Genomic DNA, 18718 nt, shown 5'->3' on the forward strand with positions numbered 1-18718 from the left:
AAACCCGAACAAGGGCCCACAAAGCCCGCGTTCATTACCTATGAAGATATGAGACCAGCAGGGGCTTTCCGGGCTGGTACCCGGAAAATCAGCAGGATCCAGGTGGCGTGGTTCAGTCGCTGTTTTCGGACTTTTCCAGGTTTGCTGTGGCTCTCGCCGATCAGTCCCCTAATCGAGGGTGACCAAGCATGCAAGAAAGCGTGATGCAGCGCATGTGGGATAGCGCCCACCTTTCAGGTGGTAACGCTGCATATGTGGAAGAGCTCTACGAGCTCTACCTGCACGACCCTAACGCTGTGCCAGAAGAGTGGCGCACTTACTTCCAGAAGTTGCCAGCCGACGGCAGCACCGCTACTGATGTATCGCACTCGACAATCCGCGACCATTTCGTACTGCTGGCAAAGAACCAGCGCCGCGCCCAACCGGTTTCCGCCGGGAGCGTGAGCAGTGAACACGAGAAGAAGCAGGTTGAAGTTCTGCGACTGATCCAGGCCTATCGTATGCGCGGCCATCAGGCTGCCAAGCTCGACCCGTTGGGGTTGTGGCAGCGCCCTGCGCCAGTAGACCTGTCGATCAATCACTACGGCTTGACCAATGCCGATCTTGATACGACCTTCCGTGCCGGCGACCTGTTCATCGGCAAAGAGGAGGCGAGCCTACGCGACATCTTCGATGCACTCCAGAAGACATATTGTCGCACCATTGGCGCCGAATTCACCCACATCGTCGATTCCGAGCAGCGCAGCTGGTTCCAGCAGCGCCTTGAAAGCGTGCGCGGCCGTCCGGAGTTTTCCGCTGACGTGCAGGCCCACCTGCTTGAGCGCGTGACCGCCGGTGAGGGCCTGGAAAAGTACCTGGGCACCAAATACCCGGGCACCAAGCGTTTCGGCCTTGAAGGCGGCGAGAGCCTGATTCCGATGCTGGATGAAATGATCCAGCGTTCCGGCTCTTACGGCGCCAAGGAGGTCGTGATCGGCATGGCCCACCGTGGCCGCCTGAACGTGCTGGTGAACACCTTCGGCAAGAACCCGCGCGAGCTGTTCGACGAGTTCGAAGGCAAGAAGATGAACGAGCTGGGCTCCGGTGACGTGAAGTATCACCAGGGCTTCTCCTCGAACGTGATGACCCCGGGTGGCGAAGTGCACCTGGCCATGGCGTTCAACCCGTCCCACCTGGAAATCGTTTCGCCGGTGGTCGAAGGTTCGGTGCGCGCCCGTCAGGACCGCCGCAACGACACCGTTGGCGACAAGGTGCTGCCGATCTCGATCCACGGCGACGCTGCGTTCGCTGGCCAGGGCGTGGTCATGGAAACCTTCCAGATGTCGCAGACCCGCGGTTTCAAGACCGGCGGAACCGTGCACATCGTGATCAACAACCAGGTTGGTTTCACCATCAGCAACCCGCTGGATGCGCGCTCCACCGAGTACGCGACCGACGTTGCCAAGATGATCCAGGCACCGATCCTGCACGTGAACGGCGATGACCCGGAAGCCGTGCTGTTCGTCACCCAACTGGCCATCGACTATCGCATGCAGTTCAAGCGTGACGTGGTCATCGACCTGGTCTGCTACCGTCGCCGTGGCCACAACGAGGCTGACGAGCCGAACGGCACCCAGCCGCTGATGTACCAGCAAATCAGCAAGCAGCGCACTACCCGTGAGCTGTATGCCGAGCAGCTGATCCAGGCTGGTCGCATCGACGCCGAGCGCGCTCAGGCCAAGATCGACGAGTACCGCAACGCGCTGGACAATGGCCTGCATGTGGTGAAGAGCCTGGTCAAGGAGCCGAACCGCGAGCTGTTCGTCGACTGGCGTCCGTACCTGGGCCATGCCTGGACCGCGCGTCACGACACCCGTTTCGACCTCAAGACCCTGCAGGACCTATCGGCCAAGCTGCTCGAGCTGCCGGAAGGTTTCGTGGTGCAGCGTCAGGTGTCGAAGATCTACGAAGACCGTCAGAAGATGCAGGCCGGTGGCTTGCCGATCAACTGGGGTTATGCAGAGACCATGGCTTACGCCACCCTGCAGTTCGAAGGTCACCCGATCCGCATGACCGGCCAGGACATCGGCCGTGGCACCTTCTCGCACCGTCACGCGGTGCTGCACAACCAGAAGGACGCCAGCACCTACATCCCGTTGCAGAACCTGTTCCCGGGCCAGCCTCGTTTCGACCTGTACGATTCGTTCCTGTCCGAGGAGGCGGTACTGGCCTTCGAATACGGCTATTCCACCACCATGCCGAACGCGCTGGTGATCTGGGAAGCCCAGTTCGGCGACTTCGCCAACGGTGCGCAAGTGGTGATCGACCAGTTCATCACCAGTGGTGAGCACAAGTGGGGTCGCCTGTGCGGTCTGACCATGCTGCTGCCACACGGCTATGAAGGGCAGGGGCCGGAGCACTCGTCCGCGCGTCTGGAGCGCTACCTGCAGCTGTGCGCCGAGCACAACATCCAGGTCTGCGTACCGACGACGCCGGCACAGATTTACCACCTGCTGCGTCGCCAGGTCATCCGCCCGCTGCGCAAGCCGCTGGTAGTCCTGACGCCGAAGTCGCTGCTGCGCCACAAGCTGGCCATCTCGACCCTGGAAGACCTGGCAGAAGGCTCGTTCCAGACCGTGATCCCGGAAATCGACGCAATCGATCCGGCCAAGGTCGAGCGTCTGGTGCTGTGCAGCGGCAAGGTTTACTACGACCTGCTGGAAAAGCGCCGTGCCGAAGGCCGCGAAGACATCGCCATCCTGCGTATCGAGCAGCTGTATCCGTTCCCTGAGGACGATCTGGTCGAAATCCTCGCGCCTTACACCAACCTCAAGCATGCGGTCTGGTGTCAGGAAGAGCCGATGAACCAGGGCGCCTGGTACAGCAGCCAGCACCACATGCGTCGTATCCTGGGCCGCCACAACAAGGCACTGACCCTGGAATACGCCGGCCGCGACGCTTCTGCCGCGCCAGCCTGTGGTTACGCTTCGAAGCACGTCGAACAGCAGGAAAAACTGCTGCAAGACGCCTTCACTGTCTAACGCCTTCGCGCACCTGAAACCGAATTTAAGGAAACACAGATAATGGCTATCGAGATCAAAGCCCCAACCTTCCCGGAATCGGTTGCCGACGGCACCGTTGCCACCTGGCACAAGAAGCCGGGCGAAGCCGTCAAGCGTGACGAGCTGATCGTCGACATCGAGACTGACAAGGTTGTCCTGGAAGTACTGGCTACTGCCGATGGCGTGCTGGGTGACATCGTCAAGGGCGAGGGCGACACCGTCCTGTCCGACGAACTGCTGGGTTCGATCGTTGAAGGCGGTGCTGCCGCAGCGCCAGCCGCGGCCGCCGCTCCTGCTGCTGCTCCGGCCGCTGCTGCCGCTGACGCCGGCGAAGATGACCCGATCGCTGCCCCGGCCGCGCGCAAGCTGGCTGAAGAAAACGGCATCGACCTGGCTACCGTGGCAGGTACCGGTAAAGGCGGTCGCGTCACCAAGGAAGACGTGGTTGCTGCTGTTGCCAACAAGAAGTCGGCACCTGCTGCTGCACCGGCTGCCAAGCCTGCCGCTGCTGCCGCTGCCCCGGTTGTCGTCGCTGCTGGCGACCGTACCGAGAAGCGCGTGCCGATGACCCGCCTGCGTGCCAAGATCGCCGAGCGTCTGGTCGAAGCCCAGTCCAACATGGCGATGCTGACCACCTTCAACGAAGTGGACATGACCGAAGTCATGGCCCTGCGTTCGAAGTACAAGGACCTGTTCGAGAAGACCCACAATGGCGTGCGCCTGGGCTTCATGTCGTTCTTCGTCAAGGCCGCTACCGAAGCGCTGAAACGCTTCCCGGCCGTCAACGCCTCGATCGACGGCAACGACATCGTCTACCACGGCTTCGCCGACGTCGGTGTTGCCGTGTCCAGCGACCGTGGCCTGGTGGTACCGGTGCTGCGTAACGCCGAGTCGATGAGCCTGGCTGAAATCGAGAACGGTATCGCTACCTTCGGCAAGAAGGCCCGTGACGGCAAACTGGCCATCGAAGAGATGACCGGTGGCACCTTCACCATCACCAACGGTGGCACCTTCGGTTCGATGATGTCGACCCCGATCGTCAACCCGCCGCAGGCCGCCATTCTTGGCATGCACAACATCATCCAGCGCCCGATGGCCATTAATGGCCAAGTCGTGATTCGCCCGATGATGTACCTGGCGCTGTCGTACGATCACCGCCTGATCGACGGCAAGGAAGCGGTAACCTTCCTGGTCACTATCAAGAACCTGCTGGAAGATCCGTCCCGCCTGCTGCTGGACATCTAATCGCGCAGCTGTAAGCTGCAAGCCGCAAGCTTCAAGCTGAAGCCTGCTGGTCTTGCGGCTTGCAGCTTGCCGCTTGAAGCTAAAAAGGAATCTTTTATGACCCAGAAATTCGACGTAGTGGTGATTGGTGCAGGTCCTGGCGGCTATGTAGCTGCCATCAAGGCTGCCCAACTTGGTCTGAAGACTGCCTGTATCGAGAAATACACCGACGCCGAGGGCAAACTGGCCCTGGGCGGCACCTGCCTGAACGTAGGTTGCATCCCTTCCAAGGCGCTGCTGGACAGCTCCTGGAAGTACAAGGAAGCCAAAGAGAGCTTCAACGTCCACGGTATCTCCACTGGCGAAGTGAAGATGGACGTCGCCGCGATGGTTGGCCGCAAGGCTGGCATCGTCAAGAACCTGACCGGTGGCGTTGCCACCCTGTTCAAGGCCAATGGCGTTACTTCGATCCAGGGCCACGGCAAGCTGCTGGCCGGCAAGAAGGTCGAAGTCACCAAGGCTGACGGCACCACCGAAATCATCGAAGCCGAGAACGTGATCCTGGCTTCCGGCTCGCGCCCGATCGACATTCCACCGGCTCCGGTCGACCAGAACGTCATCGTCGACTCCACCGGCGCCCTGGAATTCCAGACCGTACCGAAGCGCCTGGGCGTTATCGGTGCAGGCGTGATCGGCCTGGAGCTGGGCTCGGTATGGGCTCGCCTGGGTGCTGAAGTCACCGTGCTGGAAGCCCTGGACACCTTCCTGATGGCTGCCGACACCGCCGTGTCGAAAGAAGCCCAGAAGACCCTGACCAAGCAAGGCCTGGACATCAAGCTGGGCGCTCGCGTCACCGGCTCGAAAGTCAACGGCAATGAAGTCGAAGTGACCTACACCAACGCCGAAGGCGAGCAGAAGATCACCTTCGACAAGCTGATTGTCGCAGTCGGCCGTCGCCCGGTGACCACCGATCTGCTGGCTTCTGACAGCGGCGTGACCATCGACGAGCGTGGTTACATCTTCGTCGACGATTACTGCGCTACCAGCGTTCCGGGCGTGTACGCCATTGGTGACGTGGTACGCGGCATGATGCTGGCCCACAAGGCTTCGGAAGAGGGCATCATGGTCGTCGAGCGCATCAAGGGCCACAAGGCCCAGATGAACTACGACCTGATCCCGTCGGTCATCTACACCCACCCGGAAATCGCGTGGGTCGGCAAGACCGAACAGGCCTTGAAGGCCGAGGGCGTTGAGGTTAACGTGGGCACCTTCCCGTTCGCGGCCAGCGGCCGTGCGATGGCAGCCAACGACACCGGCGGTTTCGTCAAGGTCATCGCCGATGCCAAGACCGACCGCGTTCTGGGTGTTCACGTGATTGGCCCATCGGCTGCCGAACTGGTGCAGCAGGGCGCAATCGCAATGGAATTCGGCACCAGTGCCGAGGATCTGGGCATGATGGTCTTCAGCCATCCAACCCTGTCCGAAGCGTTGCATGAAGCAGCGCTGGCGGTGAATGGCGGCGCCATTCACGTGGCCAACCGTAAGAAGCGTTAATTATAAGAAACCACGGCGGGCTGCCCGTCGTGAGTCTTGCGTGCATGACTCACCGCGGAAAGTCCGCCGGACCGGATCACATGGGATAACCCGGGGTCAACGGTCACAGGTGGTGCGGCGCCACTGATGGCGCAGCGCCGAAGCGCAGTACCTAACGAAGACGGTAAAAAGCATGAATCTTCACGAGTATCAGGGTAAGCAGCTGTTCGCTGAATACGGCCTGCCAGTTTCCAAGGGTTTCGCAGTCGACACCCCTGAGCAAGCTGCAGAAGCCTGCGACAAGATCGGCGGGAACGAGTGGGTTGTAAAAGCCCAGGTTCACGCGGGTGGTCGCGGTAAAGCGGGCGGCGTAAAGCTGGTTCGCAGCAAGGAAGACGCCAAGGCGTTTGCTGCACAGTGGTTGGGCAAGAATCTGGTTACCTACCAGACCGATGCCAACGGTCAACCCGTCTCCAAGATTCTGGTCGAATCCTGCACTGACATCGCCAAAGAGCTGTACCTGGGCGCTGTAGTCGATCGTTCGAGCCGCCGTATCGTGTTCATGGCTTCCACCGAAGGTGGCGTGGACATCGAGAAAGTCGCTCACGAAACGCCTGAGAAAATCCTCAAGGCCACCATCGACCCACTGGTCGGCGCTCAGCCGTTCCAGGGTCGCGAGCTGGCATTCCAGCTGGGCCTGGAAGGCAAGCAAGTTCAACAGTTCGCCAAGATCTTCGTTGGCCTGGCCAAGCTGTTCAAGGATCACGACCTGGCGCTGCTGGAAGTGAACCCGCTGGTGATCAAGGCCGATGGCGACCTGCACTGCCTCGATGCCAAGATCAACATCGACGCCAACGCCATGTACCGTCAGCCGAAGCTGAAAACCTTCCACGACCCGTCGCAGGACGATGCCCGTGAAGCCCACGCTGCCAAGTTCGAACTGAACTACGTTGCCCTTGAAGGCAACATCGGCTGCATGGTCAACGGTGCCGGCCTGGCCATGGGTACCATGGACATCGTCAACCTGCACGGCGGCAAGCCGGCCAACTTCCTTGACGTTGGCGGTGGTGCTACCAAAGAGCGCGTAACCGAAGCGTTCAAGATCATTCTGTCCGACAGCAATGTCGCGGCCGTTCTGGTCAACATCTTCGGCGGCATCGTTCGCTGCGACATGATTGCCGAAGGCATCATTGGTGCAGTGAAAGAAGTCGGCGTCAAAGTTCCGGTCGTCGTTCGCCTCGAAGGCAACAACGCCGAACTGGGCGCTAAAGTACTGGCAGAAAGCGGTTTGAACATCATTGCGGCAACCAGCCTGACCGACGCTGCTCAACAAGTTGTCAAAGCTGCGGAGGGCAAGTAATGAGCGTCCTGATCAATAAAGACACCAAAGTCATCTGCCAGGGCTTCACCGGCTCGCAGGGTACTTTCCACTCCGAACAGGCCATTGCCTACGGCACCAAGATGGTCGGCGGTGTAACCCCAGGCAAGGGTGGCACCACCCACCTGGGCCTGCCGGTGTTCAACACCGTCAAGGAAGCCGTGGAAGCTACCGGCGCTGACGCTTCGGTCATCTACGTACCGGCTCCGTTCTGCAAAGACTCGATCCTGGAAGCGGCCTTCGGCGGCATCAAGCTGATCGTCTGCATCACCGAAGGCATTCCTACCCTGGACATGCTGGATGCCAAGGTCAAGTGCGACGAGCTGGGCGTTACCCTGATCGGCCCTAACTGCCCAGGTGTCATCACCCCGGGCGAGTGCAAGATCGGCATCATGCCAGGCCACATCCACCTGCCAGGCAAGGTCGGTATCGTTTCGCGTTCCGGCACCCTGACCTATGAAGCTGTGAAGCAGACCACCGACGCCGGCTTCGGCCAGTCGACCTGTGTCGGCATCGGCGGTGACCCGATCCCGGGCTCCAACTTCATCGATATCCTGAAGCTGTTCCAGGAAGACCCGAAGACCGAAGCGATCGTCATGATCGGTGAGATCGGCGGTTCGGCTGAAGAAGAAGCTGCGGCCTACATCAAGGCCCACGTCACCAAGCCTGTCGTTTCCTACATCGCCGGTGTTACTGCACCTGCGGGCAAACGCATGGGCCACGCTGGCGCCATCATCTCCGGCGGCAAGGGCACTGCGGACGAGAAATTCGCCGCCCTGCAGGACGCGGGTGTGAAGACCGTGCGTTCCCTGGCTGACATCGGCAAGGCCCTGGCCGAGCTGACTGGCTGGGAAGCCAAGAAGTAATACTGCTACACCCCCCACGCGCACAGAGGCCACCTTCGGGTGGCCTTTGTCGTATGTGGGGTTCGTAGGAGCAGGTTTACCCGCGAAGAGGCCGGTGCTGGCAATAGAGATTCTTCGATAGGTTTAATAGGAATTTTCACGCAGACGAATGTTTCAATCCGAGGATAATTCCAGCCGTCCTCGGTCACACAGACGACAAACATGTACGCACATCGGACAAGCAGCACTGTGCCAGTGCGTTTGACTGACAAACCAGTTACATTACGCGTTCACTCTGTGCCCGTACCCCAAAAGGGAACGACACGCTAAACGGGTCTGGCCTATCAAGCCGGGCAGCATTTCCCCTTACCCAAAGGGAAATCCCCTCTCGAATCCCGATTTCAGCAGTGTGGTACTACCTTAAATGAAAGTTCTCAAAGGCCAGGATATCCTGGCGCTTGGCTTTATGACGTTTGCGCTTTTCGTGGGTGCAGGCAATATCATCTTCCCGCCTATCGTCGGTCTGCAGTCTGGCCCGCACGTCTGGATGGCGGCCTTGGGCTTCCTGGTCACTGCCGTGGGCCTGCCGGTCATCACTGTTGTCGCCTTGGCCAAGGTCGGTGGTGGCATGGATGCACTGAGCAGCCCGATCGGCAAGTTCTTCGGCGGCCTGCTGGCGGCTGTGTGCTACCTGTCGGTCGGCCCGCTGTTCGCCACCCCGCGTACGGCGACCGTGTCGTTCGAAGTAGGCGTTGCACCGCTGACCGGTGAAAGCCCGCTGGCGCTGTTCATCTACAGCCTGGTGTACTTCATCGTCGTGCTGGCCGTGTCCATGTACCCTGGCAAGTTGCTCGACACCGTGGGCCGCTTCCTGGCGCCGTTGAAGATCATTGCCCTGGCGGTGCTGGGTATCGCTGCCTTCGCGTTGCCCGCCGGTACCATTGGTGAAGCACAGCCTGCCTATGCCGCCGCTGCGTTCTCCAAGGGCTTCTCCGATGGCTACCTGACCATGGATACCCTGGGTGCCCTGGTGTTCGGTATCGTCATCGTCAATGCCATTCGTTCGCGCGGTGTCGAGTCGCCGAGGCTGATCACCCGCTACGCCATCATCGCCGGCCTGATCGCCGGTGTCGGGCTGGCCCTGGTCTACATCAGCCTGTTCCGCCTGGGTGCCACCAGCCACGACATCGCGGCTGACGCCACCAACGGTGCGGCGGTGCTGCATGCCTACGTACAGCACACCTTCGGTTCGCTGGGCAGCGGCTTCCTGGCCGTGCTGATCGCGCTGGCCTGCCTGGTGACTGCGGTTGGCCTGACCTGTGCCTGCGCCGAGTACTTCAGCCAGATCCTGCCGCTTTCGTACCGCGCGCTGGTGGTGATCCTCGCCGGCTTCTCGCTGCTGATCTCCAACCTTGGCCTGACCAAGCTGATCATGTTCTCGATCCCGGTGCTCACCGCCATCTATCCGCCGTGCATCGTGGTGGTCGGCCTGAGCTTCGTGAAAGACCTGTGGAACTCGCCAACGCGCATCCTGGCGCCCGTGATGCTGGTATCGCTGCTGTTCGGCATGGTCGATGCGATCAAGGGCAGCAGCCTTGCCCACGTGTTGCCAGACTTCATGGCGCACCTGCCATTGAGTGATGCCGGCATGGCCTGGCTGGTACCTTCGGTGGTGACCCTGGCGGGTGCCGTGGCCTGCGACCGCATGCTCGGCAAGCCGCGTGAGGCGTTGGCCTGACCGTACAAGTCGAAGCCTGAGGGCGGCACCGGCCACAAGCCGAAGGGTGCGCGCCAAGGGTGAAAACAACAGAGCCCCGTATCCGTAAGGATGCGGGGCTTTTCGTTGGTTGTCTGTTACGGTCTCTTCGCAGCAGGTCAGGCATTTTTCACTGTGCAGGTGTGCCTTTTGCGGCTTGCCAGCGTCGAAATCCGGTCCCTATCCTTTAGGCACATGGCCCTTTCGGGAACCCTGCATGAACTTCATCCAAAGCAACCTCAACAACCTGCTGGCCATCGCCTGGTTCGCCCTGTGCTGGGGTGGCTATACCCGCTATGCGATCTGGAAGGGGCGCGACACCGCGTGCCTGGCCAGTGTGCTGCACCTGTACCGTGAAGACTGGATGCGCCGCATGTTGCTGCGCGACAACCGCATCGCCGATGCCAGCGTGATCGGTAACCTGGAGCGCAACGCCTCGTTCTTTGCCTCCAGCACCCTGATCATTCTGGCTGGCATCCTCACCGTGCTCGGTGCCTCCGACCGGGCCCTGTCGTTGCTGGCCGACCTGCCGCTGGTTCAGCAGACATCCCAGGGCATGTCGGAGATCAAGCTGCTGTGCCTGGCCATGGTTTTTGTCTATGCCTTCTTCACGTTCAGCTGGTGCATGCGCCAATACAACTTTGCCGCCGTGCTGGTGGGGTCGGCGCCGATGATCGGCGAACGGCTGGTCAACGAGCTGGAGCGCAAAGCGTTCGCTTCACGGGCGGCGCGGGTATTGTCGTTGGCGGCTAACCAGTTCAACCTGGGGCTGCGTTCTTATTACTTCGGAATGGCCATGTTGAGCTGGTTCATCAGCCCATGGTTGTTTATGGCGATGAGTGTGGGAGTAGTGCTGATTCTGTACCGTCGAGAGTTCCATTCGGATGTACTCGATGTGATGGTGTTCACACCGACCGAAAGTGTATTGTCGGAGCCTGCCAAGGAAAGCTCCGTAGCCTCTAACTGAAACGATTAATCGAAACTTTGCAGGCACAAAAAAACCCGACATCGTCGGGTTTTTTTGTTTCAGCCAATTATTGCTTGGCGGGTTCTGCCGGAGTAGCTGGAGCCGCTTCTGGCGCCGGAGTAGCCGGAGCGGCTTCTTCGGCAGCCTTCTGCTCGGCTTCGGCCTGATCTTTGGCAGCTTCAGCGTTTTCCTCGGCTGCTTCGTTCATCTTATCCTGAGCTTCACCCATTTTTTCCTGGGCTTGCTCGGCATGTTGCTGTGCGTCCTGGGCTTTGTCTTCGCTCGCTTTATCGCAAGCAGCCAGGCCCATGGCAGCGGCCAGCATCAGAGCAAAAGCAAAAGGTTTACGCATGGGGGTGTATCTCCTTGGTGGAATAAGTGACTTGTTCCTTCGAGTGCCACTACGCGGAATAAGTTCAACGAAGATTACAGATATATAACGCCTCGTTCTATATAGACTTTTCAACGAATTCATGCCGCTGCCCGCGGCTGGTGGGAACAGCCAATGAGCGATTCAACCTTGATGGCAATGGCCGAGCGCTTTCTCTCGGCATTAAAACATTGTCAGTTGTTGCAGATGCGCGTGGCGCAGGCTGATGGCGATGGCATGACCCTGGTCCTGCCGTGGTCGCCGGCCATTGTCGGCAACCCGCAAACCGGTGCCGTGCACGGCGGTGCACTGACCACGCTGATGGACACCACCTGTGGCATGGCCACGTTGTGTGTGCTGCCGCGCTTCGAAGTGTGTCCGACGTTGGACCTGCGCATCGACTACATGCACCCGGCTGAGGCCGGTAAGGACATTTACGGCCACGCCCAGTGCTACCGTGTAACCCGCGACGTGATCTTCACCCGTGGTACCGCCTACCAGGACGACCCCGACCAGCCCATCTGCCAAGTGGTGGGCACGTTCATGCGCCTGGGCCAGGACATCAAGGGCGGCATCCGTTTCGGTGACAGTCTGAAGGAGGGCGACGCATGATTCCGTACGCGGTGCGTCAGCAACTCAACGCCGCCCATGGGGTGGGCGACTATCGACCATTACTGGCGCTTATTCCCTATGCCGGGCTGATCGGCATCGAATGCGAGCGTCAGGGCGATGACTTGTTGTTTCGCCTGCCGGCCAGCCCGGACAATATCGGCAATCCGCTGCTACCGGCCATTCATGGCGGCGTGATCGCTGGCTTCATGGAGCTGTCGGCAGCGCTGTACCTGCTGATCTACAGTGAGAGCGCAAGCATTCCGAAAATCATCGACTTTTCTGTCGACTACCTGCGCGCCGGACATTTTCGCGATACCTACGCCCAGTGTCAGCTGTGGCGCCAGGGGCGACGGGTGACCAACGTGGCCATCACCGCCTGGCAGGGCGACAGACAGTCGCCGATTGCCACGGCCCGTGCGCATTTCAAGATCGAACCGGAAAAGCCCTTGAAATCATCCGGGCAGCCCCCATCTGCATGACATCCGCCGTTAACGCTGGCCGAACCGGCCGCCAGGCGCCACCGCCATCAGATCGGAGTTTCGAAGACCATGACTGTGGAAACACAAAAGGAAACGTTGGGCTTCCAGACCGAGGTGAAGCAACTGCTGCACCTCATGATTCACTCGCTGTACTCGAACAAGGAAATCTTCCTGCGGGAGCTGATTTCCAATGCTTCCGACGCCGCCGACAAGCTGCGTTTCGAAGCGTTGGCCAAGCCAGAGCTGTTCGAGGGCGATACTGACCTGAAGATTCGCCTGAGCTTCGACAAGGACGCCGGTACCGTGACCCTCGAGGACAACGGCATCGGCATGAGCCGCGAAGACGTCATTACCCACTTGGGCACCATCGCCAAGTCCGGCACTGCCGACTTCATGAAGAACCTCACCGGTGACCAGAAGAAGGACTCGCACCTGATCGGTCAGTTCGGCGTGGGCTTCTACTCCGCGTTCATCGTTGCCGACAAGGTCGATGTGTACAGCCGCCGTGCTGGTCAGCCAGCGGCGGAAGGTGTGCACTGGTCGTCGAAAGGCGAGGGCGAATTCGAAGTCGCCACCATCGACAAACCACAGCGTGGTACCCGTATCGTCCTGCACCTGAAGAAGGACGAGCAGGAGTTCGCCGATGGCTGGCGCCTGCGCAACGTGGTCAAGAAGTACTCCGATCACATTGCCCTGCCGATTCAACTGCCAAAAGAGCAGGCCGCCGCCGAAGGTGAAGAACAGCCGGCCGAAGAGTGGGAAACCGTCAACCGCGCCAGCGCCCTGTGGACCCGTTCGCGCACCGAGGTGAAGGACGAGGAATACCAGGAGTTCTACAAGCACATTGGCCATGACTTCGAAAACCCGCTGGCCTGGAGCCACAACAAGGTCGAAGGCAAGCTCGAATACAACTCGCTGCTGTACGTGCCGGCCCGTGCGCCGTTCGACCTGTATCAGCGCGAAGCGCCGCGCGGCCTGAAGCTGTACGTGCAGCGTGTGTTCATCATGGACCAGGCCGAGTCGTTCCTGCCGCTGTACCTGCGCTTCATCAAGGGTGTGGTCGATTCCAACGACCTGTCGCTGAACGTGTCGCGTGAAATCCTGCAGAAAGACCCGATCATCGATTCGATGAAAACCGCGCTGACCAAGCGTGTGCTGGACATGCTGGAGAAGCTGGCGAAGAACGAACCCGAGCAGTACAAGGGCTTCTGGAAAAACTTCGGTCAGGTACTGAAAGAGGGCCCGGCCGAAGACTTCGCCAACAAGGAGAAAATCGCCGGCCTGCTGCGCTTTGCATCCACCCAGGACGACAGCGGCGAGCAGAGCGTCGCACTGGCCGACTACCTGGCCCGTGCCAAGGAAGGTCAGGACAAGATCTATTACCTCACCGGCGAGTCGTACGCGCAGGTCAAGAACAGCCCGCACCTGGAAGTCTTCCGCAAGAAAGGCATCGAAGTGCTGCTGCTGACTGACCGCATCGACGAGTGGCTGATGAGCTACCTCAACGAATTCGACGGCAAGGCCTTTGTCGATATCGCCCGTGGCGACCTGGACCTGGGCAAGCTGGATTCGGAAGAAGACAAGAAAGCCCAGGAAGAAGTCGCCAAGGACAAGGAAGGTCTGGTCGAACGACTGAAAGGTGCGCTGGGTGACAGCGTGGCCGAAGTGCGCGTATCGCACCGCCTGACCGACTCCCCGGCGATCTTGGCCATCGGCGAGCAGGACCTGGGCCTGCAGATGCGCCAGATTCTGGAAGCCAGCGGGCAGAAAGTGCCGGAGTCCAAGCCGATCTTCGAGTTCAACCCGACTCACCCGTTGATCGAGAAGCTGGACCACGAGCAGAGCGAAGACCGTTTCGCCGAGCTTTCGCATATCCTGTTCGATCAGGCGGCGCTGGCGGCCGGTGACAGCTTGAAGGACCCGGCAGCGTACGTTCGTCGCCTGAACAAGCTACTGGTCGAGCTGTCTGCTTGAGTTGATGCATAGGAAAGCCCGCTTCGGCGGGCTTTTTTCATGGCTGCTTTTTTGTGAAGAGTGCCAAAGGAGTGCTAGATGAGCAAAGTTATCGTCGAATCGCTGGTTTATCACCTGTCCGGCAAGGCCTATGAAAGCCGTTTGGTCTATGAGCCGGGGGCGCTGGGCCGTCCGGGCCTGGTGATGGCGCCGAACTGGATGGGCATTGGCGAAGGTGCCGAGCGTATCGCCAAGGAAGTCGCCGAGAAGGGCTATGTGGTGTTGATTGCCGACCTCTACGGGCAATCGGTGCGCCCGTCCAATGCCGATGAGGCAGGCGTGGCGATGATGCCGCTGAAGAATGACCGTGACGAACTGCGCAAACGCATGCAGGAAGCCTTGGCGCAATTGTTGGGGCAGTCGAAGGCGCTGCTGGAGCCTGGCAAGGTGGCTACCTTCGGCTTCTGCTTCGGTGGCTGCTGCGCCCTGGAGCTGGCCCGTGGCGGCGCCGACCTGCGCGCGGCAGTGTCGTTCCACGGCACCCTGGACACGCCGAATCCTGAAGATGCCAAGCGCATCAAGGGCTCGGTGCTGGTGTTGCATGGTGCCTCCGACCCATTGGTGCCTAAAGAGCAGCTGCCGGCATTCGAGGACGAGATGAACGCGGCCAAGGTGGACTGGCAGTTGCTCAGTTATGGCGGCGCGGTGCACTCGTTTACCGACCCGAATGCCAATGTGCCGGGCAAAATGCAGTATGACCGGCGCACTTCCGAGCGAGCGTTCCGTTCGATGCATAATCTGCTGAGTGAAGTGTTCCAGCGCTGAGATTGTAGGGGGCTGCTTTGCAGCCCTTCGCGGGTAAACCCGCTCCTACGCGACGGCCTGCGCCCAATCACCAATGTGCGTTCACCCCCGATCAGGTGTAGGAGTGGGTTTACCCGCGAATACGGTGGCGACGGCAACGGTGAACAGCGGGTGGAGATTGGCCAGCAGGGCCGGCCCTTTCGCGGGTGAACCCGCTCCTACACGACGGCCTGTGTCCAATCACCAATGTGTCCACCCCTTCGGCGTAGGAGCGGGTTTACCCGCGAATACGGTAGCGGCATCAACGGTGAACGGCGGGTGGAAATTGGCCGGCAGGTCCGGCCTCTTCGCGGGTAAACCCGCTCCTACACGACGGGCTGCGCCCAGCCGTCGACCTGTGTCCACCCCCGATCACCGAGGTAACTCGATCCTCGAATGTTCCCCCGGCACCACCGGCCAATCTCCCGCAGCCCACCTGGCCCGGGCCCGCTCGATCAGCTCGGGGTCGCTGGCCACGAAATTCCAGTTCATCCGCCGCGGCCCATCCAGCGGTGCGCCGCCAATCAGTACCAATTGGCATTCACCCTCCGCATACAACGTCACCTCTTCACCCTCCGGCAGTACCACCAGGCTGCACGGTTCCACGTCTTCATCGTTCATCATCAACTCGCCATCAAGCAGGTACAGCGCCCGCTGCGCATGCTCGGTCGGTACCAGCAAGGTGGTTGCCGGTTGCATCTGAACGTGCGCATAAAGGGTAGGGGAGAGCACCGGCACTGGGGACTTCAAGCAGAACCCGCTGCCAGCAATCATGCAGATGCGCACACCCAGGCTGTCACTGACGGGCAAGCTCGCGGCTGGGTGATGGCTGTAGCTTGCCGGGCCTTGCTCAAACTCCCGCGGCGATGCCAGCCATACCTGCAGTCCGTGCAGGCGCGAGCCATGGGCCAGGGCGTCCGCCGGCGTGCGCTCGACGTGGGCCACGCCACTGCCAGCCGTCATCCAGCTGACATCGCCGGGCAGCACGTGTTGGTCCGAACCCAGGCTGTCCTTGTGCTGGATTGCCCCTTCGAACAGGTAGGTCAGGGTAGACAGGCCGATATGCGGGTGCTGGCGGATGTCCATGCCATGCCCCGGGGCATAGTCTGTTTCGAGCATGTGGTCGAAAAACACGAACGGGCCGACGCTGCGGCACTGGGCTGATGGCAGCGGGCGCAGGATCGGCTGGCCCTCGACCGATTCGGCACGGGGGTGAATGACCAGGGGGCTGCTCATGGGACGGCTCCAGGCGAGGTGACAGTGCTTCAAGCATAACGGTTTGCCTGCTGTGGCTGAACCGTCGCGTTGGCCGGCCGGTCTACTGTTTTCATACTCGGAGAAGGAACCTGCCCATGATTGCCAGAGCGCTGGCCTGCGTGATGTTGTCTGCCTGTCTAAGCCAGGCGGCCCAGGCACGCGACTACCGCTACAGCGATGCCCACTTGCATTACGTGGACTTTTTCCAGGAAAGCGAAGGCATGCCGGCCCTGCTTGAGGCCATGGATGCTGCGGGTATCGAGCAGTCGATGATTTCCGGAATACCAGTGGCCAAGAAATGGCACGAAGACGAACCCAAACGCCCGCGCTACTACGCCGGTGATGACGCTGATGCCTACTGGTACAGCGCCACCGACACCTACGTGGCTGCGGCTCTGCAGCAACTGCCGATCGAGCAGCGCAAGCGCTTTCACCCGTTTTTGAGCGGTTTCAACCCGGTGGACAAGAACGCGGTCAGTCATATCGAGCGCATGCTCGAAATGAACCCGGGTTTATGGCAGGGCATCGGCGAGGTGTTCACCCGTCATGATGACCTGACGGCGCTGACCAGCGGCGACACACCACGTGCCAACAATGAAGCCATGACGCGTATCTACCACCTGGCGGCCGAGCGCGATCTGCCGGTGCTGCTGCATTCCAACATTACTTCCAAGCGCGAGCGCAACCCGCTGTACCTGGCGGAGATCGAAGAGCCGCTGCGCAATCACCCGCATACGCGATTCATCTGGGCGCACGCGGGCAGCAGCATGGAGATACACCGTCACCAGACGCAGATGGACTTTCTACTGCCGGTGCTGACGCGATTGCTGGAGGACTACCCGAACCTGTATGTCGATTTGTCGTGGAGTGTGTTGCAGCCGTATTTGCTGGATGAGCACGGCGTGCCGCGCAAGGAGTGGCTGGCGTTGGTCGAGAAGTACCCGGAGCGCTTCATGCTGGGGTCGGATGTGGTGGGGCGGTTTGGCAGCCTGGGGGAACAGATGCACGGGTTCAAGCCGTTTCTGGATGCCTTGCCGGAGGCGGTGGCGCACAAGGTGGCCCTGGAGAACTTTCTGGCGGTGTTACCCAAGGCGCGCCATTAGCCTGCAGTGGCCATAAGCACTGTAAATGACCTGTGTAGGAGCGGGTTTACCCGCGAAGAGGCCAGCACAGGCAACCCAAACAAAAACGCCCCGAACCAGTCGGGGCGTTTTCATTTACATACAGCAGCAGCGTCTTACTTGCCTTCCCAGCGCTTGAGCACCAGGGTGGCGTTGGTGCCGCCGAAGCCGAAGCTGTTGCTCATGACCGTGTCGATCTTGGCGTTTTCTTCGGTTTTACGCAGGACTGGCAAGTCGGCGACTTCCGGGTCCAGCTCGTCGATGTTGGCAGAGCCGGCGATGAAGTTGTTTTCCATCATCAGCAGGCAGTAGATCGCCTCGTGCACGCCGGCGGCGCCCAGCGAGTGACCCGACAGGCTCTTGGTAGAGCTGATCTTCGGTGCCTTGTCGCCGAACACGGCACGCACGCCCTTGATCTCGGCCACGTCACCGACCGGGGTCGAGGTACCGTGGGTGTTCAGGTAGTCGATCGGGGTGTCGACGGTGGACAGCGCCTGCTGCATGCAGCGGATGGCGCCTTCGCCGCTCGGAGCAACCATGTCGTAGCCGTCGGAAGTAGCACCGTAGCCAACGATTTCGGCGTAGATCTTGGCGCCACGGGCCAGGGCGTGCTCCAGCTCCTCGACCACGACCATGCCGCCACCGCCAGCGATGACGAAGCCATCACGGTCAGCGTCGTAGGCGCGCGAGGCCAGTTCCGGGGTTTCGTTGCGCTTGGTCGACAGGGCGCCCATGGCATCGAACAGGAACGACTGGCTCCAGTGCTCTTCTTCACCACCACCGGCGAAGACGATGTCCTGCTTGCCCCACTGGATCTGCTCCAGTGCGGTACCGATGCAGTGAGCCGAGGTGGCGCAGGCCGACGAGATCGAGTAGTTGATGCCCTTGATCTTGAACGGGGTGGCCAGGCATGCCGACACGGTGCTGCCCATGGTACGGGTTACACGGTATGGGCCGACGCGCTTGACGCCCTTCTCACGCAGGGTGTCCAGCGCTTCCATCTGGTTCAGGGTCGAGGCGCCGCCGGAGCCAGCCACCAGGCCGGTGCGCGGGTTGGAAACCTGCTCTTCGGTCAGGCCGGAGTCCTTGATCGCGTCCTGCATGGCCAGGTAGGCGTAGGCAGCCGCGTGGCCGACGAAGCGGTAAACCTTGCGGTCGATCAGTTCTTCGAGGTTGAGGTCGATGGACCCGGAAACCTGGCTACGCAGCCCCATTTCCTTGTATTCCGGGTTGAAACGGATACCCGGACGGCTGTTGCGCAGGTTTTCGGTGACGGTAGCTTTGTCATTGCCCAGGCACGATACGATGCCCAGACCAGTGATAACGACGCGGCGCATGC

General features: G+C 60.6%; 15 protein-coding genes. 12 read left to right on the forward strand and 3 right to left on the reverse strand.

The annotated features are described in order from the left end of the window. The first annotated feature begins 188 nt into the window (after positions 1–188). From INQ47_RS19230 to INQ47_RS19260, 7 genes are all read left to right on the forward strand, one after another. Positions 189–3020, forward strand: coding sequence for a 2-oxoglutarate dehydrogenase E1 component (locus INQ47_RS19230; RefSeq protein ID WP_021784848.1), 2832 nt, complete (start codon positions 189–191; stop codon positions 3018–3020). Between the two features lie 42 nt (positions 3021–3062). Next, entirely contained in the window at positions 3063–4286 is a 1224-nt protein-coding gene (gene odhB, locus INQ47_RS19235; protein ID WP_021784849.1) for a 2-oxoglutarate dehydrogenase complex dihydrolipoyllysine-residue succinyltransferase, read from the forward strand. A gap of 96 nt (positions 4287–4382) precedes the next feature. Continuing rightward, complete coding sequence (gene lpdA, locus INQ47_RS19240; protein WP_252459841.1) at positions 4383–5819, forward strand: dihydrolipoyl dehydrogenase; 1437 nt, start codon at positions 4383–4385, stop codon at positions 5817–5819. Between the two features lie 172 nt (positions 5820–5991). Next, positions 5992–7158: an ADP-forming succinate--CoA ligase subunit beta gene (gene sucC / locus INQ47_RS19245; protein ID WP_003254205.1), complete on the forward strand. Its 1167-nt coding sequence runs from the start codon at positions 5992–5994 to the stop codon at positions 7156–7158. Next, complete coding sequence (gene sucD, locus INQ47_RS19250) at positions 7158–8042, forward strand: succinate--CoA ligase subunit alpha (protein WP_003254203.1); 885 nt, start codon at positions 7158–7160, stop codon at positions 8040–8042. Before sucC ends, sucD begins: the two co-directional genes overlap by 1 nt. 403 nt (positions 8043–8445) lie before the next feature. After that, the gene (brnQ, locus tag INQ47_RS19255; protein ID WP_252459840.1) at positions 8446–9759 is read left to right on the forward strand and encodes a branched-chain amino acid transport system II carrier protein; all 1314 of its coding nucleotides are present in this window, start codon (positions 8446–8448) and stop codon (positions 9757–9759) included. Positions 9760–9994: 235 nt separating this feature from the next. Then, positions 9995–10744, forward strand: a complete 750-nt coding sequence (locus INQ47_RS19260) for a DUF599 domain-containing protein (protein ID WP_176682173.1) — start codon at positions 9995–9997, stop codon at positions 10742–10744. Between the two features lie 67 nt (positions 10745–10811). Here the strand turns inward: INQ47_RS19260 and INQ47_RS19265 are convergent, their stop codons facing one another. After that, positions 10812–11096, reverse strand: coding sequence for a hypothetical protein (locus INQ47_RS19265; protein WP_176682489.1), 285 nt, complete (start codon positions 11094–11096; stop codon positions 10812–10814). A 153-nt stretch (positions 11097–11249) separates the two neighbouring features. Between INQ47_RS19265 and INQ47_RS19270 the strand changes: the two genes are divergently transcribed. The 4 genes from INQ47_RS19270 to INQ47_RS19285 all read left to right on the forward strand — a co-directional run bounded on the left by INQ47_RS19270 (position 11250) and on the right by INQ47_RS19285 (position 14983). After that, entirely contained in the window at positions 11250–11726 is a 477-nt protein-coding gene (locus INQ47_RS19270; protein WP_021785473.1) for a PaaI family thioesterase, read from the forward strand. Further along, a complete protein-coding gene (locus tag INQ47_RS19275) occupies positions 11723–12205 on the forward strand; it encodes a PaaI family thioesterase (RefSeq protein ID WP_252459839.1) in 483 nt (160 codons plus the stop codon). Before INQ47_RS19270 ends, INQ47_RS19275 begins: the two co-directional genes overlap by 4 nt. A 69-nt stretch (positions 12206–12274) precedes the next feature. Next, entirely contained in the window at positions 12275–14179 is a 1905-nt protein-coding gene (gene htpG / locus INQ47_RS19280; RefSeq protein ID WP_404702346.1) for a molecular chaperone HtpG, read from the forward strand. A gap of 78 nt (positions 14180–14257) precedes the next feature. Then, positions 14258–14983: a dienelactone hydrolase family protein gene (locus tag INQ47_RS19285; RefSeq protein ID WP_404702347.1), complete on the forward strand. Its 726-nt coding sequence runs from the start codon at positions 14258–14260 to the stop codon at positions 14981–14983. Between the two features lie 390 nt (positions 14984–15373). Here the strand turns inward: INQ47_RS19285 and INQ47_RS19290 are convergent, their stop codons facing one another. After that, positions 15374–16237, reverse strand: a complete 864-nt coding sequence (locus INQ47_RS19290) for a pirin family protein (RefSeq protein ID WP_404702348.1) — start codon at positions 16235–16237, stop codon at positions 15374–15376. 116 nt (positions 16238–16353) lie between these two features. On the opposite strand from INQ47_RS19290, the gene INQ47_RS19295 reads away from it, so the two are divergent. Next, positions 16354–17361 carry an amidohydrolase family protein gene (locus INQ47_RS19295; protein ID WP_404702349.1) on the forward strand — a complete coding sequence of 336 codons (1008 nt, stop codon included), beginning with the start codon at positions 16354–16356 and terminating at the stop codon, positions 17359–17361. Positions 17362–17495: 134 nt separating this feature from the next. Here the strand turns inward: INQ47_RS19295 and fabB are convergent, their stop codons facing one another. Beyond that, positions 17496–18716, reverse strand: a complete 1221-nt coding sequence (gene fabB / locus INQ47_RS19300) for a beta-ketoacyl-ACP synthase I (protein ID WP_176682179.1) — start codon at positions 18714–18716, stop codon at positions 17496–17498. Positions 18717–18718: the final 2 nt, after the last annotated feature.

The organism is Pseudomonas sp. 3HC3, assembly GCF_044904505.1.
Classification (GTDB): Bacteria; Pseudomonadota; Gammaproteobacteria; order Pseudomonadales; family Pseudomonadaceae; genus Aquipseudomonas; species Aquipseudomonas putida_Y.

Coding starts and splice junctions, on each gene's coding strand:
- INQ47_RS19295 (WP_404702349.1), top strand. CDS start 16,354: ATGATTGCCAGAGCGCTGGCCTGCGTGATGTTGTCTGCCTGTCTAAGC.
- INQ47_RS19275 (WP_252459839.1), top strand. CDS start 11,723: ATGATTCCGTACGCGGTGCGTCAGCAACTCAACGCCGCCCATGGGGTG.
- fabB (WP_176682179.1), bottom strand. CDS start 18,716: ATGCGCCGCGTCGTTATCACTGGTCTGGGCATCGTATCGTGCCTGGGC.
- INQ47_RS19290 (WP_404702348.1), bottom strand. CDS start 16,237: ATGAGCAGCCCCCTGGTCATTCACCCCCGTGCCGAATCGGTCGAGGGC.
- brnQ (WP_252459840.1), top strand. CDS start 8,446: ATGAAAGTTCTCAAAGGCCAGGATATCCTGGCGCTTGGCTTTATGACG.
- sucD (WP_003254203.1), top strand. CDS start 7,158: ATGAGCGTCCTGATCAATAAAGACACCAAAGTCATCTGCCAGGGCTTC.
- INQ47_RS19265 (WP_176682489.1), bottom strand. CDS start 11,096: ATGCGTAAACCTTTTGCTTTTGCTCTGATGCTGGCCGCTGCCATGGGC.
- htpG (WP_404702346.1), top strand. CDS start 12,275: ATGACTGTGGAAACACAAAAGGAAACGTTGGGCTTCCAGACCGAGGTG.
- odhB (WP_021784849.1), top strand. CDS start 3,063: ATGGCTATCGAGATCAAAGCCCCAACCTTCCCGGAATCGGTTGCCGAC.
- sucC (WP_003254205.1), top strand. CDS start 5,992: ATGAATCTTCACGAGTATCAGGGTAAGCAGCTGTTCGCTGAATACGGC.
- lpdA (WP_252459841.1), top strand. CDS start 4,383: ATGACCCAGAAATTCGACGTAGTGGTGATTGGTGCAGGTCCTGGCGGC.
- INQ47_RS19270 (WP_021785473.1), top strand. CDS start 11,250: ATGAGCGATTCAACCTTGATGGCAATGGCCGAGCGCTTTCTCTCGGCA.
- INQ47_RS19260 (WP_176682173.1), top strand. CDS start 9,995: ATGAACTTCATCCAAAGCAACCTCAACAACCTGCTGGCCATCGCCTGG.
- INQ47_RS19230 (WP_021784848.1), top strand. CDS start 189: ATGCAAGAAAGCGTGATGCAGCGCATGTGGGATAGCGCCCACCTTTCA.
- INQ47_RS19285 (WP_404702347.1), top strand. CDS start 14,258: ATGAGCAAAGTTATCGTCGAATCGCTGGTTTATCACCTGTCCGGCAAG.